The organism is Comamonas sp. FUJ_7 (assembly GCF_057369555.1).
The window spans coordinates 277,158-291,087 of the sequence record NZ_JBXXZI010000004.1; the positions used below are offsets into that span (position 1 = coordinate 277,158).

Annotated in this window: 12 protein-coding genes and 1 riboswitch; of the genes, 3 read left to right on the forward strand and 9 right to left on the reverse strand. The window is 59.8% G+C overall.

Annotated elements, in window-relative coordinates; translation table 11 throughout:
- Positions 1-280 precede the first annotated feature (280 nt).
- The 4 genes from mdtD to rplM form a co-directional block, all read right to left on the reverse strand.
- On the reverse strand, positions 281-1,705 hold the full coding sequence (gene mdtD / locus AC2I9W_RS08390; RefSeq protein WP_486409535.1) for a multidrug transporter subunit MdtD: 1,425 nt from the start codon (positions 1,703-1,705) through the stop codon (positions 281-283).
- Positions 1,706-1,816: 111 nt separating this feature from the next.
- Complete coding sequence (gene erpA, locus AC2I9W_RS08395) at positions 1,817-2,182, reverse strand: iron-sulfur cluster insertion protein ErpA (RefSeq protein WP_158389236.1); 366 nt, start codon at positions 2,180-2,182, stop codon at positions 1,817-1,819.
- Between the two features lie 211 nt (positions 2,183-2,393).
- Positions 2,394-2,786 (reverse strand): 30S ribosomal protein S9, encoded by a 393-nt coding sequence (gene rpsI, locus AC2I9W_RS08400; RefSeq protein ID WP_486409536.1) that lies wholly within the window; start codon positions 2,784-2,786, stop codon positions 2,394-2,396.
- 10 nt (positions 2,787-2,796) lie between these two features.
- Positions 2,797-3,225, reverse strand: a complete 429-nt coding sequence (rplM, locus tag AC2I9W_RS08405; RefSeq protein WP_003059004.1) for a 50S ribosomal protein L13 — start codon at positions 3,223-3,225, stop codon at positions 2,797-2,799.
- A 325-nt stretch (positions 3,226-3,550) separates the two neighbouring features.
- Here rplM and AC2I9W_RS08410 point away from each other — a divergent pair, with 325 nt between their 5' ends.
- A complete protein-coding gene (locus AC2I9W_RS08410) occupies positions 3,551-4,417 on the forward strand; it encodes a 23S rRNA (adenine(2030)-N(6))-methyltransferase RlmJ (protein WP_486409537.1) in 867 nt (288 codons plus the stop codon).
- Positions 4,418-4,605: 188 nt separating this feature from the next.
- On the opposite strand, the gene AC2I9W_RS08415 is transcribed toward AC2I9W_RS08410, so the two are convergent.
- The 5 genes from AC2I9W_RS08415 to AC2I9W_RS08435 form a co-directional block, all read right to left on the reverse strand.
- Positions 4,606-5,280: a septal ring lytic transglycosylase RlpA family protein gene (locus AC2I9W_RS08415; RefSeq protein ID WP_486409591.1), complete on the reverse strand. Its 675-nt coding sequence runs from the start codon at positions 5,278-5,280 to the stop codon at positions 4,606-4,608.
- Positions 5,281-5,419: 139 nt separating this feature from the next.
- A complete protein-coding gene (gene metF / locus AC2I9W_RS08420) occupies positions 5,420-6,247 on the reverse strand; it encodes a methylenetetrahydrofolate reductase [NAD(P)H] (RefSeq protein WP_486409538.1) in 828 nt (275 codons plus the stop codon).
- 94 nt (positions 6,248-6,341) lie between these two features.
- Positions 6,342-7,538, reverse strand: coding sequence for a TlyA family RNA methyltransferase (locus tag AC2I9W_RS08425; RefSeq protein WP_486409539.1), 1,197 nt, complete (start codon positions 7,536-7,538; stop codon positions 6,342-6,344).
- Between the two features lie 310 nt (positions 7,539-7,848).
- Positions 7,849-9,279: an adenosylhomocysteinase gene (gene ahcY, locus AC2I9W_RS08430; protein ID WP_486409540.1), complete on the reverse strand. Its 1,431-nt coding sequence runs from the start codon at positions 9,277-9,279 to the stop codon at positions 7,849-7,851.
- A gap of 73 nt (positions 9,280-9,352) precedes the next feature.
- Positions 9,353-9,425: riboswitch (S-adenosyl-L-homocysteine riboswitch) on the reverse strand.
- A gap of 63 nt (positions 9,426-9,488) precedes the next feature.
- Positions 9,489-10,769: an MFS transporter gene (locus AC2I9W_RS08435; protein ID WP_486409541.1), complete on the reverse strand. Its 1,281-nt coding sequence runs from the start codon at positions 10,767-10,769 to the stop codon at positions 9,489-9,491.
- 283 nt (positions 10,770-11,052) lie between these two features.
- On the opposite strand from AC2I9W_RS08435, the gene AC2I9W_RS08440 reads away from it, so the two are divergent.
- Together AC2I9W_RS08440 and AC2I9W_RS08445 are read left to right on the forward strand one after the other, a co-directional pair.
- Entirely contained in the window at positions 11,053-12,681 is a 1,629-nt protein-coding gene (locus AC2I9W_RS08440; protein ID WP_486409542.1) for a peptide chain release factor 3, read from the forward strand.
- A gap of 153 nt (positions 12,682-12,834) precedes the next feature.
- Positions 12,835-13,635: an HAD-IIB family hydrolase gene (locus tag AC2I9W_RS08445; protein WP_486409543.1), complete on the forward strand. Its 801-nt coding sequence runs from the start codon at positions 12,835-12,837 to the stop codon at positions 13,633-13,635.
- Positions 13,636-13,930: the final 295 nt, after the last annotated feature.

Consider the following 13,930-nt stretch of genomic DNA (forward strand, 5'->3'; position numbering starts at 1 on the left):
CGGCATTTGTCAATATGGCAAGACTACGCGTGCTCTTGCGGCTTCTCATATCGCAGCGCTCATAGCGGCTATGCAGCCCTGCATATATTTGCGCCACAAATCAAGGGAGAACCCGCAGAAAATGCGCTTTCACCCGGGTTAATGCGGAGACGGGCTTACAGCAAAGCCCCATCTTCAAACTAATCAATTTGATAGCTTGAAGCGCTTTATAAATCTTGATCTCAAATAGATTCATCTCTGAAATCAAGAGATGACAAGCGCCATAAGCTATCAATTTTCTTTAGGCATCACCACCATCAGGAGCAGGTCGCACCGGTTCATCGCTATCGAGCTGACTGAACACCAGCGTAGCCGCCAGTGTCATCAGGGCCACCGTCGCAAAAGTGGCCCGAATGGCCAGCATGCGCTCATCGGCCTGGCCTGGCCACATATCACTGAAGCCTGTCAGCAAGGCCCCAGCCAGCGCCACCCCCATACTCATGGCCAGCATCTGCACCATGGACAGCAGGCTGTTGCCGCTGCTGGCAAATTCGCCCTCCATGTCCTTGAGCGTGACCGAGTTCATGGCAGAGAACTGCATGGAGTTGAAGCCCCCAAAGATGAACATCTGCACCAGCAGCACCCAGATCGGTGTGCCCGGCACCACCAGCCCGAACGAGGCCAGCATGATGGCCAGCATGACCGAGTTGACCTGCAGCACCCGCTTGTAGCCAAAGCGCTGCACGGTGCGCACCGCAATGCGCTTGACCAGCATGGAGCCGATGACCGTGGCCAGCATCATCATGCCGGCGTTCATGGGCGACATCTGCAGGCCTACCTGCAGCATCAGCGGAATCAGAAACGGCGCGGCGCCGCTGCCAAAGCGTGTGAACAGATTGCCCAGCAACCCCACTCGCAGCGAGCGCACCTTGAACAGGCCCGGAGCAAACAAAGGCTCTTCCACGCGCAGCGCATGCATCCAGTAGCTGGCCAGGCTGGCCAGGCCAAACACCATGAGCACCACGACCAGCGCCATGCCCAGCCCCATGCCCGACATACCATCAAGTGCGATGGAAATCGCCACCATCCCAAAGGCCAGCATGGCGTAACCAGCACCGTCAAAGCTGCGAATCACTATGGGAGCATTACGCGGGAACCAGCGCCAGGTGGCCCACAGCCCGATCAGCCCCACAGGGACGTTGATCCAGAAGATCCAGTGCCAGCTGGCGTACTCCACCATCCAGCCGCCCAAGGTCGGCCCCAACAGCGGCCCGACCTGGCCGGGAATGGCAATAAAGCTCATGGCCCGGATGAACTCGCCACGCGGGTAGGTACGCAGCACGGCCAAGCGCCCCACCGGCAGCATCATGGCCCCGCCCACGCCCTGCACCACCCGCGCCGCGATCAGAAACGGCAGGCTAGGCGAGAGCGCGCACAGCACAGATCCCAGCACAAACAAGGCAATCGCCCAGCCGTACACACGCCTTGTGCCAAAGCGATCAGCCACCCAGCCCGTAGCTGGAATCAGCATGGCCGTAGTCAGCGCATAGGCCACGATGACGGACTGCATCTTCATCGGGCTCTCGCCCAGCTCCCGTGCCATGGCAGGCAAGGCTGTGTTGAGAATCGTCGCATCCAGTGACTGCATGAAAAAACCGATGGCCACTAGCCACAGCAATCTCTCTTTGTGGGGTGCACTGCTGTGCATGGCGGGTGTCTCACCCATGGGCAACTCCGAAATTCAAAAACAAAAAAGCCGCTGAAAAACAGCGGCTTCAATGATGTGCGGATGCCAGACTTGCGCTACTGGCCCTGTGTCTGGCATCAACGCAAAGACTTAGACCGAGAAGCTGGAGCCACAGCCACAGGTAGTGGTGGCATTGGGGTTCTTGATCACGAACTGAGCGCCTTGCAGGTCTTCCTTGTAGTCAATCTCTGCGCCCAGCAGGTACTGGTAGCTCATCGAGTCGATCAGCAGCGAGACACCGTTCTTGGTCATGGTGGTGTCGTCGTCGTTGGTGATTTCATCGAAAGTGAAACCGTACTGAAAACCGGAGCAACCACCGCCCTGCACGAACACGCGCAGCTTCAGGTCAGGGTTGCCTTCTTCGGCGATCAGATCGGCCACCTTGGCAGCAGCGCTGTCGGTGAAGACGATGGGGGAAGGCATTTCGGTAGTCGTGGTTTCAGCAACGGCGCTCATGGCATTACTCCGTAGTTTCTTGATTGCTCGAAATGGTACAGCAAGGGGCTCGGGAATTCAGGCCGCTTTTCTTTGTCGCCAGAGCAAGTGGGGACATTGCTTGCAGTCCTTGAACACGGCGGCAACCCACAAAAAAACCGCCCTGAATTTGCATCCGGAGCGGCTTTTTTGTGGGAAAGGCTCCAAAGAGCCTTTCTGCAGCAGAAACGAATTAACGCTTCGAGAACTGCTTGGCACGGCGTGCGGAGTGCAGACCGACCTTCTTACGTTCGACTTCACGAGCATCGCGAGTCACAAAGCCGGCTTGGCTCAGGACGGGCTTCAGAGCTGCGTCATAGTCGATCAGGGCACGTGTGATGCCGTGACGGGCTGCGCCAGCCTGACCAGATTCGCCGCCACCGTGGACGTTGATCTGGATGTCGAAAGTTTCCAGGTTTTCGGTCAGAGCCAGAGGCTGCTTCGCGATCATGATGGAGGTTTCGCGACCGAAGTACTGCTGAATGTCCTTGCCATTCACAGTAATCTTGCCGGAGCCCTTCTTCAGGAAAACACGAGCGACGCTAGACTTGCGACGGCCTGTACCGTTGTTCCAATCACCAATCATCTAGGTCTCCTTAGATTTCCAGAGCCTTAGGCTGCTGTGCGGTATGGGGGTGCTCAGCACCGCCGTAAACCTTCAGCTTCTTGATCATGGCGTAGCCCAGAGGACCCTTGGGCAGCATGCCCTTGACGGCCTTCTCGAGCGCACGGCCAGGGAACTTGGCTTGCAGGTCGCGGAAGTTGGTAGCAGTGATGCCACCGGGGAAACCGGAGTGACGGTAGTACACCTTGTCCAGGTTCTTGGTGCCAGTGACCTTGAGCTTGGAGGCGTTGATGATGACGATGTAGTCACCGGTGTCAACGTGAGGTGTGTAAATGGCCTTGTGCTTGCCGCGCAGACGGAGTGCCACTTCGCTGGCGACACGTCCGAGCACCTTATCGGTGGCGTCAATCACAAACCACTCGTGTTGCACCTCAGCGGGCTTTGCGCTGAATGTAGACATGAGTTTTCTCTTTCAAAGAGGGTTTGGCGGTCCCTTTTCCGCGGTCGGTGCTTCTTCTCAAAAAAGACAGGTCTTTTAAAGGAAGCCTCTTAGGCGGGGTTACTCGAACTAAAGTCCAAGCCTTCGCCGCGGGAACCATAAAATCGCTGCGAAGCCCGCCATTATACAAAAACGCCAGAAGCTGCGTTTTTTCGTGAAGTCACTTGTTGTGAAACAGCCCCCACAGGACCTGTTCTCCTCTGTGCACACAGGCGCCAACAGCCTTTAGAGCCACAGGGTAAAAAGTGCTGTTCCCCTCTTGCCCTGCTGGTTACCATCCGTCTCTATGTTCAGTTACCGCCACGCCTTCCATGCCGGCAATCACGCCGATGTGCTCAAGCACACCGTTTTGATCGCCACCGTGCAATACCTCACCCAAAAAGAGGCTGCGCTGACGGTGCTCGACACCCACGGCGGTGCCGGCCTGTACCGTCTTGACGGCGACTACGCCAGCAAGAGCGGCGAAGCCGAGGACGGCATCCTGCGCCTGGCCGCCGCCAAGGAGTCCGAGCTGGCTCCTGTGCTGCAGAACTACATGCAGACGGTGCGCAGCTTCAACCAGGGCAATGCGCTGCGCAACTACCCCGGCTCTCCCTTCATCACCCAGTCGTTGCTGCGCGGCCATGACCGCCTCAAAGCCTTCGAGCTGCACCCCACAGACATGCGCTCGCTGGCCGGCAACATGGCTCAGCTGGAGGTCAAGCGCCAGGTCGCCATCTTGCTGGAAGACGGCTTTGAGGGAGTGAAGAAATTCTTGCCCCCGCCTTCTCGCCGAGCACTGCTGCTGTGCGACCCCAGCTATGAATTGAAGACCGACTACGGCCGCGTGCTGGACATGGTGGCCGACAGCCTCAAGCGCTTTCCCACCGGCACTTACGCCGTCTGGTACCCCATCATTCCGCGCCCCGAAGCCCACGATCTGCCCAAGCGCCTGAAAACCATGGCTACCAAGGCCAGCAAGAGCTGGCTGCATGCCACGCTGACGGTCAAGAGCAACAAGACCTCCGAGCGCGGCGGTCTGCCTGCCAGCGGCATGTTCCTGATCAACCCGCCTTTCAACCTGAAAGATCAGCTCAAGCCGGCCATGCCGCAACTGGTCAAGCTGCTGGGCCAGGATGGCAATGCCGCTTTCACTCTGGAGTCGGGTGGCTAAGAGCTTCCAGAACAACCATGGACACATGGTTGTTCGCCTTTTCGTACACGTCTGAAATGCCTGCGGCTTTGCGCTTCGTTCCAAGCGCAAGTCCATGGCTTGCTCAGTCGTGTCAGTCCACAAAGGACTCACAGGCCAACTGGCCTTGCCGAAGGCCAGCGAAGCAGAAGGAAAGTAGTCCGCTCAGATCAACGCTTTTTCTTCGCTGTCTGTGATGCTTGGCGCACCGGACGTCTGGAAGATGCTGCCCGGACCTTGGAAGCCGATGCTCCCTTCGCTGCACTGGGGTGGCGCTTCTTCGCAGAGGCATTGAGCGTCGCGGGACATTCGTCCTCGTCCTCTTCCAGCTGCCACAGCTCCACCGGCTTGATGCCCAGGCCCAGCATGCCCAGCTCCTGCGCGGCGGCCTTGCTCAGGTCAATGATGCGGCCAGGCGCAAAAGGCCCGCGATCATTGATGCGCACCACTACGCTCTTGCCCGTAACGGAGCTGCGTACGCAGACACGCGTACCAAAAGGCAGCGTCTTGTGCGCCGCCGTCATGTCCATGGTGTCAAAGCGCTCGCCGCTGGCGGTCTTGCGGCCATGGAACTTGCCGCCGTACCAGGAGGCAAGCCCGGACTGATCGCTCTCGCGAGGGGGGCTGAGTTCGTATTTGTTGCTGTCTTCGGGCAGGTCTGCAGAGTCGGCATCCACAGGCTTGTTGGCCTTGACGCCCAGCCCCTTGTCCCGATAGTTGCTGCGCGCATAGGCATCGGGCAGCATGGAGGCAGACACGCTAGGCTGCGCCGCCTTTCGGGCAGGACTGTGCAGAGCAGGGGCTGGCTCTGCCGTTTGTTCAGGCAACGGGGCGCAGCCCGCCATGGCAACAGTGACCACAGCAAGGCCCATCCACTGACAACAACGCGGACGCCAAAAAAGATATTTCACGGGCGCAATCTCCTTGAAAACTCAAGTGAGAGCCGCCCAAGACAGCCCGCCAAGCTGCCTGCAAGCTTGTGGCTTACAGACCCAGACGGTCGCAGATCTCCAGAGTGGCGACGCTCTGATTCATCGTATAAAAGTGCAAGCCCGGGGCACCCTGGCTGCGCAACTGTTCACATAGATGAGTCACGACATCCAGACCGAACTCACGAATGGAAGCAGTGTCATCTCCGTACGCCTGCAGACGCAGACGAATCCAGCGCGGAATCTCGGCACCACATGCATCCGAGAAGCGCATCAGCTGTGTAGAGCTGGTAATCGGCATGATTCCGGGCACGACAGGAATGTCCAGTCCCAGAGCCTTCACCTCATCCACAAAGCGCATGTATGCGTCGGCATTGTAGAAGTACTGGGTGATGGCGGAATCAGCACCAGCGCGAACTTTAGCAACAAATGCATCAAGATCGCTGCGTGGGGACTTAGCCTGGGGATGGGTTTCCGGGTAAGCAGCCACTTCGATATGGAACCAATCGCCAAACTCGCGTCGCACAAAAGCCACGAGATCACTGGCGTAATGGAACTCGCCGCCTAAGCCATAACCACTGGGCAAATCGCCGCGCAAGGCCACGATGCGATTGACGCCCATGGCCTTGAGTTCGCTCAACTCAGTGCGCACCGATTCATGCGTGGCACCGATGCAAGAGAAGTGCGAAGCTGCGCTCACGCCCTCGTTCTGAATGTCGCGCACCATGGTAAACGTACCCGACTGCGTGGAACCGCCCGCGCCATAGGTCACGGAGCAAAACTGGGGCTTGCGTGCATACAGCGCCTGACGCGTAGCCACATGCTTGGCCGCGCCCTCGGGCGTCTTGGTGGGGAAAAACTCGAAGCTGACGGGAAAACTCATGACGGCTCTTGTCTCAGGATTCTGTGGATATGGCCAAGGCCTGCAAGCCTTGGCATTCGTTACTTGCTAGCCCAGTGCACGCTGCACTGAAAGCTCAGCGCTCGTTGCGCTTTTTCTGCTTGCTGCGGCCTGGGCCGGGCTGACCAAAGCTGGCCGCTTCCGGGTCGGCATACAGCTCCTGCTTGGCACGCTCGGCCTTGATGTCGGCACGCGAGGGGCGCTTGGCGGCGGACTTGACCACCGGTTTGGCTGCCACGGCCTCATCTGCAGCAGCCGCGACCGGTGCTTTGATTTCAGCACCTTGCTCGGCCCAAACGAAGAACTCGTGATTGCCGTCGCCGCCTTCAATGGGAGAATCCAGCCATTGCTTGACCGTCAGGCCCAGCCCGGCGAGGCAGTCGCGAATGCGCTTTTCCACTTCGCCATACAAAGCCGGTTCGCGCACAATGCCGCCCTTGCCGATCTGGCCGGGCTGCAGCTCGAACTGAGGCTTGACCAGCATCAGCAGCTGACCATGGGGCTTGAGAGTCTGCACCACGGCAGGCAGCACCAGTGTCAGCGAGATAAAAGATACATCGCCGCAAACAAAATCGAATGCAGGCGTGATATCGATGTTTTCAGTGCCTTCGCGGCGGCGCATTTCCACGGGAGCCAAGCCCTCGGCGCGAGCCTTGGCCTTGGCGGCGCGCTCGGCCTTGAAGGCTTCTACGTCTTGCTCCTTGGCGTCATCGCTGTCGTCGTAGTCTTCGTCGATCTGCCCGCCATTGCGCATCCATGCATAGGGCGCAACGGGCTGGGTGTCGTTGTCTTCCTCTTCCTCGATGACTTCGCACAGCGCTTCATCGCAGGCTTGCTCCAGCGACTCGGGCGTCAGCGTGCGAGCGTTAAAGCTCTCGACACAGATCACGCGCTCGTCGCTGCGCAGACGCTCATGCAACTGGCTGTGGCCCACATCGATGCCGATGACCTGCGCGGCACCGGCCTGCAGCAGGCAGTCGGTAAAGCCGCCGGTGCTCTGCCCCACATCCAGGCAGCGCAGTCCCTTGACCGAGATGCCTGTGGCAGCCAGCGCCCCTTCCAACTTGAGCCCGCCACGCGAGATGTACTTGGCCTCTGCGGCATCGAGCAGGTTCAGCTCTGCGCCCGCAGGAATATCGTCACCGTTTTTGACGACCTTTTTCCAAGGAGCCAGCGGCGTCAGGCGCCACTCCACGCCCGAAGCAATCAGGCGCTGGGCTTGAGAGCGCGTAGAGGCATGACCAGCATCCACCAAAAAAACATCTGCGCGCATAGCGTCGCTTCCTTTGAAATAAACCGGCGCCAGGCGCTGCACAGAGGTGCAGCGGGCAAAAGAAATCTTTTTAGATAGCTGCTTGCGCTTGTCTTGCTTGCCATTCAGATAGATATCCATCTGAAACCAATGACTGACAAGCGCAAGAAGCTATCAAATAAATTAACACAGCTTCGATACAGGCGCGCTCCAAGCTCAGGACAGCGAGCAAGAGCCGCCTCGCGGCGAAGGTGCTGTCCCCCTCCCCTAGCGCGAAGCGCGTAGAGAGAGGGGCGAAGGCGCAAAGCGCCTCAGGGGGTGACCGCTACGATCAGTAGCGGTATGTCTCCGGCTTGTAAGGGCCTTCCTTCTTCACACCGATGTAAGCGGCTTGCTCATCGGTCAGCTCGGTCAGCATCGCGCCGACCTTCTTCAGGTGCAGGCGTGCCACCTTTTCGTCCAGCAGCTTGGGCAGCACGTAGACCTTACCCACTTCGTAGGCTTCGGGGCGTGTGAACAGCTCGATCTGGGCGATGGTCTGGTTGGCAAACGATGCGCTCATCACGAACGAGGGGTGGCCGGTAGCGCAACCCAGGTTCACCAGACGGCCCTTGGCCAGCAGGGTGATCTTCTTGCCGTCAGGGAACTTGATCTGGTCGACCTGGGGCTTGACTTCTTCCCACTCGTACTTCTCGATCGAAGCCACGTCGATTTCATTGTCGAAGTGACCGATGTTGCAGACGATGGCCTGGTCCTTCATGGCGACCATGTGCTCGTGGCGGATGATGTCCTTGTTGCCGGTAGTGGTCACGAAGATGTCGCACTTGTCGGCGGCATATTCCATGGTCACGACCTTGTAGCCTTCCATGGCGGCTTGCAGCGCGTTGATCGGGTCGATTTCTGTCACCCACACTTGGGCGCTCAAAGCGCGCAGTGCTTGGGCGCAGCCCTTGCCCACGTCACCGTAACCAGCCACGCAAGCGACCTTGCCCGCGATCATCACGTCGGTGGCGCGCTTGATACCGTCGACCAGCGATTCGCGGCAGCCGTACAGGTTGTCAAACTTGGACTTGGTTACCGAGTCGTTCACGTTGATCGCGCGGAACAGCAGGCTGCCGTTGGCCGACATTTCGTTCAGGCGGTGCACACCGGTGGTGGTTTCTTCGGTCACGCCCAAAATTTGGGCGGACTTGCGGGTGTACCAGGTGGGGTCCACCGCCAGCTTGGCCTTGATGGCGGCAAAGACGATTTTTTCTTCTTCCGAGCCGGGGTTGGCCAGCACGGACAGATCCTTCTCGGCCTTTTGACCCAGGTGCAGCAGCATGGTCGCATCGCCGCCGTCGTCCAGGATCATGTTGGGGCCTTCGTTGTCGGTGCCAGCAGCGCCGAATTCAAAGATGCGGTGGGTGTAGTCCCAGTAGTCTTCCAGCGACTCGCCCTTGATGGCAAACACGGGAGTGCCTGTCGCAGCAATGGCCGCAGCGGCGTGGTCTTGGGTCGAGAAGATGTTGCAAGACGCCCAGCGCACTTCGGCGCCCAAGTCCTTCAATGTCTCGATCAGCACAGCCGTTTGGATGGTCATGTGCAGCGAGCCGGTGATGCGCGCGCCCTTCAGGGGCTGGGCAGCAGCAAACTCTTCGCGGATGGCCATCAGGCCGGGCATTTCGGTTTCGGCAATCTTGATTTCCTTGCGGCCCCAGTCGGCCAGGGAAATGTCGGTAATGGCCGAGTCAGCGGGGTTGAAGCGCACAGCAGCGTTCATGGTTTTCTCCAAAAAATGAATGAAAAACCACGTTCTGCGGGGACAGGAAAATGCAGTCTCACCGCACAGAAAGCGTGGGTGAGCGTCGTTGCGGGATGGAATCCGAGCCTCGTGCTTGAAAAAGCACTGCAACGCTCCTCGGATGGTCGGCGATTATAAGGGAATCCCCTTGCAGCCTGCCGGGCGATAACCGACGCGGCTCAGGCCAATCACTGCCGGGCCGCCTTTTGCTCCTTTGCCGCCTGAACCGACAGCCACTGCACGCGCAGCGTCAGGGCACTCACCAGCGCCAGCACAGCCAAGGCCACGCTGCCCACGCCCGTCCAGCCCCAGCGCGACCAGAACCAGCCTGCCCCGGCCCCCAGCACGCTGGATCCCATGTAATAGCCCCAGAGGTAGAGCGACGATGCATGGCCTTTGGACTGCTGCGCCAGTCGTCCGACCCAGCCGCTGGCCACCGAGTGCGCGACAAAGAAACCAGCCGTCAGCAAAACAATGCCAGTGACGATGACTGCCAGTGGCTCAAACAGCGTCAGCACCACACCTGCCGCCATCAGCAGTGCACCGGCAATCAGCACCGGGCCACGGCCCAGCCTGTCAGCCAGCCCACCCGCTACGGGCGAAGCCACCATGCCAAACAGATAGGCATAGAAGATATGGCTGATCTGAAGCTGGCTCAAGCTGTACGGAGCGGCACTCAATAAAAAGCCGGCGTAGTTGTAGATGCTGACAAAAACACCCATCAGCCCAAAGGCAATCAGAAACAGCAGCGCCAGCCCTTTGTGATGCAAGTGTCGCCCCCAGGCCTGCAGGTGATAACGCGCACCCAGCCCGGTTTTCTTGATGAAGTTGCGTGAGTTGGGCAGCAGCCAGACAAAGCCCAGCGCAGCCAGCAAGTCCAGCACCGACAGCGCCGCCAGCGCATGGCGCCAGCCCCAGAACTCCGTCATGGCGCTCATCCCCACACGACCCAGCATGCCGCCCAAGGCCGTGCCGCCCACATACAGGCCCATGGCAAAGCCCAGACCTGGCGGATCGATCTCTTCAGACAGATAGGCCATGGCCACAGCGGGCACACCGCCCAGCAGCAGCCCCTCCAGTGCCCGGGCGGCCAGCAATGCATGCCACTGCGGCAGAAATGAGGCCAGCAGATTGCACAGCGCCGCCAGCGCCATGGAGACAAACATCAGCTTGCGTCGCCCCAGCCCCTCGGACAACGCCCCCGCAAGCACGATGGAGCCAGCCAAGCAAGCCGTGGACACCGACAGCGCCAGCGCGCTCTGGCCTGGGCTGATGGCAAAGGTGTGAGCCAGCTCAGGCAGCAGAGGCTGCACGCAGTACAGCAGCGAGAAAGTGGCAAAGCCCGCCAAGAACAAGGCCACGCTGACACGCCAGTAATCGGCAGAACCGCGCTTGATCCACACCGGGGCAGGGAGTGCGCAAGGCTGGGCAGGGTCGGATGCATTCACATCCTGCAGAACACGGTTCATGGTTGACGGACAAAGGCCGGAAAAGAGGCACGCTAAAGAGACACTCTCTATTGTGCTCCCCATGTCCCGGGGGCAAGGGGAGCACCGGCATTCGGCTGCAACTGCGGCATGCCGTCATTTCCGGGCTGCTTCCATGAATTGCCCCTGCCGCTAAAATAAGCGCCCTCAAGCCTTATTCACAGGCCTGCTCCCAAGGGACGCAGACCTTGTGCAGCAAGCGGACCGCTGCACCTTTTGTTGTCACAGCCGGCGTTCTCCGGCTGTATTTACAGCTCTCAATACTGTGTCATACGCCCCAGAAACCCGGCGCCGTCGTACGTTCGCCATCATCTCCCACCCGGACGCGGGTAAGACCACGCTGACCGAAAAGCTGCTGCTGTTCTCGGGCGCGATCCAGATTGCCGGTGCTGTCAAGGGCCGCAAGGCCTCGCGCCACGCGACTTCGGACTGGATGGAGATCGAAAAGCAGCGCGGCATCTCGGTGGCTTCGTCGGTGATGCAGATGAGCTACCGCGACCATGTGATCAACCTGCTCGACACCCCCGGCCACAAGGACTTCTCGGAAGATACCTACCGCGTGCTGACGGCCGTGGACTCCGCGCTGATGGTGATTGACGCGGCCAACGGTGTGGAAGCCATGACCCGCCGCCTGATCGAGGTCTGCCGCCAGCGCGACACGCCCATCATCTCCTTCGTCAACAAGTTCGACCGTGAAGTGCGCGACCCGCTGGACATCATGGACGAAGTGGAGCGCGAGCTGGGCATGCCCTGCTGCCCCATCACCTGGCCTGTGGGTCAGGGCAAGAGCTTTGGCGGCATCATCAATCTGCAGACGCAGACCATGACCGTGTTTGCCGCCGGCAGCGAAAAGCGCCCCGAAGACTTTGAAGTCATTCCGCTGACCGAAGTCGACAAGCTGCGTACCCGCTTTGGCAAGGCCTATGACGATGCCATCGAATCGATGGAGCTGGCCCAGGGCGCATCGGCCGAGTGGGACCATGAAGCCTTCCTGGCCGGCAAGCTCACGCCCGTGTTCTTCGGCTCGGGTGTGAACAACTTTGGTGTGATGGAAGTGCTGAACGCCGTGGTCGACATGTCGCCCCCGCCCGGCCCGCGCGTCGCCTTCACCGAAGTGAACCGCCAGCGCGAAGAAAAAATCATCAAGCCTGAAGACAAAGGCTTTGCCGGCGTGGTGTTCAAGGTGCAGGCCAATATGGACGCCAACCACCGCGACCGCATCGCCTTTGTGCGCGTGGCCAGCGGCAAGTACACGCCCGGCATGAAGATGAAGGTGCAGCGCACCGGCAAGGAACTGCGCCCCACCTCTGTGGTGACCTTCATGTCGCAGCGCCGCGAGGCCGTGGACGAGGCCTACGCAGGCGACATCATCGGCTTCACCATTCACGGCGGCGTGCAGCTGGGTGACTCCATCACCGACGGCCCCAACCTGCAGTTCACCGGCCTGCCCTTCTTTGCGCCCGAAATGTTCATGACCGTTGTGCTCAAGAACCCGCTGCGCACCAAGCAGCTGCAGCAAGGCCTGATGCAACTGGGCGAAGAAGGCGCGATTCAGGTGTTCAAGCCCGATGTCGGCGGCAATATGCTGCTGGGCGCCGTGGGTCAGCTGCAGTTTGAAGTGGTGCAGCACCGCCTCAAGACCGAGTACGACTGCGATGTGCGTCTGGAAGGCTGCCAGTACACCGGCGCACGCTGGATCACGGCGGACACCCCCGCCGAGCTGCGCCAGTTTGAAGCCGCCTACCCCATGCGCCTGGCGCACGACGCGGCCGACACGCTGGCCTTTTTGTGCACCAGCCCGTACGACGTGCGACTGGCGCAGGAACGATTCCCCAAGATTCATTTCCACCCGCTGCGCGAACACGCTGGATTGAGCCTGGGCAGTGCGAACTGAGTGTGCTCAGCCCCTGAGGCGCTTCGCGCCTTCCCCCTCTCTGGCTTCGCCGGAGGGGGACGACGCCCTCGCTGCGGGGCGGCCCTTGCTCGGCGTCCCGCCGTTGGGCCACTCCCAGTTCCAGCGTTATCTGCCCTGTATTGAGAGTTTGTTGTGAGCCAAGAATTTCTGCGCCCTTTGTCTGAACTGCCGGTCCCCCAGAACCTGTTGGGCGTGCTGACCGATATCGACGACACCCTGACCACCGATGGCGTAGTGCCCGAGCATGTGGTGGCCGCCATTGCACGCCTCAAGAGTGCGGGGCTGAAGGTCGTACCCATCACCGGCCGCCCCGTGGGCTGGAGCGTGCCTTTTGCTTCGGCCTGGCCCGTGGATTCCATCGTGGCCGAAAACGGGGCCGTGGCCCTGCGCCGCAATGCCCAAGGCGGTCTGGACAAGCTCTATCAGCAAGGCGATGCCGAGCGTGCCCGCAACTTTGCCCGCATGCAGCAGGTGCTGGAGCAGATCGAAGCCACGGTGCCCGGTGCCAAGCGCGCCACCGACTCTGCCGGCCGCGAATGCGATATCGCTGTGGATCACAGCGAGTTCACGCACATGCCCCAGGCACAGATCGATGAGTGCGTGGCCATCATGAAGGCTGCCGGCATGAATGCCACCGTCAGCTCCATCCATATCAACGGCTGGTTTGGCGATCACAACAAGCTCGAAGGCGCGCGCTGGATCGTGCGCGAGCTATTCGACATCAACCTGGACACCACGCTGGGCCAGTGGATCTATATCGGCGATTCGACCAACGACCAGCTCATGTTCCAGAGCGTTCCCCTGTCGGTGGGCGTGGCCAATATCGAGCGCTTTGTACCCCAGCTCAAGCACCTGCCCCGCTATGTCACCCAGGCCGAGCGCGGCGATGGTTTTGTGCAGCTGGTCGAACAGATTCTGACATCTCAAAAATAAGAGCGCCTTGCGCTTACTGGCAATTGAATTCAGTATTAAAAACATTTGAAATCATTACCAATCAAGCGCTACCCGCTCTCAAAATAAAGCCCGCAAGTCTTGCTACTGCGGGCTTTTTTCATAGCTAGAGGAATGCACCAGGGGCATCAATGCCATCAGGAATGCCGGTCACATAAAGCGCGAAAAGCATTGCGTCTGCTTCAGCAAGCCATCGCAAACTGCGATGTAATCAAACGCAAAAGACGACCGTCATATGCGTAAAAACCCACTGTTGGTACTCACTACAATTTTTAAT

Coding starts and splice junctions, on each gene's coding strand:
- mdtD (WP_486409535.1), bottom strand. CDS start 1,705: ATGGGTGAGACACCCGCCATGCACAGCAGTGCACCCCACAAAGAGAGA.
- erpA (WP_158389236.1), bottom strand. CDS start 2,182: ATGAGCGCCGTTGCTGAAACCACGACTACCGAAATGCCTTCCCCCATC.
- rpsI (WP_486409536.1), bottom strand. CDS start 2,786: ATGATTGGTGATTGGAACAACGGTACAGGCCGTCGCAAGTCTAGCGTC.
- rplM (WP_003059004.1), bottom strand. CDS start 3,225: ATGTCTACATTCAGCGCAAAGCCCGCTGAGGTGCAACACGAGTGGTTT.
- AC2I9W_RS08410 (WP_486409537.1), top strand. CDS start 3,551: ATGTTCAGTTACCGCCACGCCTTCCATGCCGGCAATCACGCCGATGTG.
- AC2I9W_RS08415 (WP_486409591.1), bottom strand. CDS start 5,280: ATGGCGGGCTGCGCCCCGTTGCCTGAACAAACGGCAGAGCCAGCCCCT.
- metF (WP_486409538.1), bottom strand. CDS start 6,247: ATGAGTTTTCCCGTCAGCTTCGAGTTTTTCCCCACCAAGACGCCCGAG.
- AC2I9W_RS08425 (WP_486409539.1), bottom strand. CDS start 7,538: ATGCGCGCAGATGTTTTTTTGGTGGATGCTGGTCATGCCTCTACGCGC.
- ahcY (WP_486409540.1), bottom strand. CDS start 9,279: ATGAACGCTGCTGTGCGCTTCAACCCCGCTGACTCGGCCATTACCGAC.
- AC2I9W_RS08435 (WP_486409541.1), bottom strand. CDS start 10,769: ATGAACCGTGTTCTGCAGGATGTGAATGCATCCGACCCTGCCCAGCCT.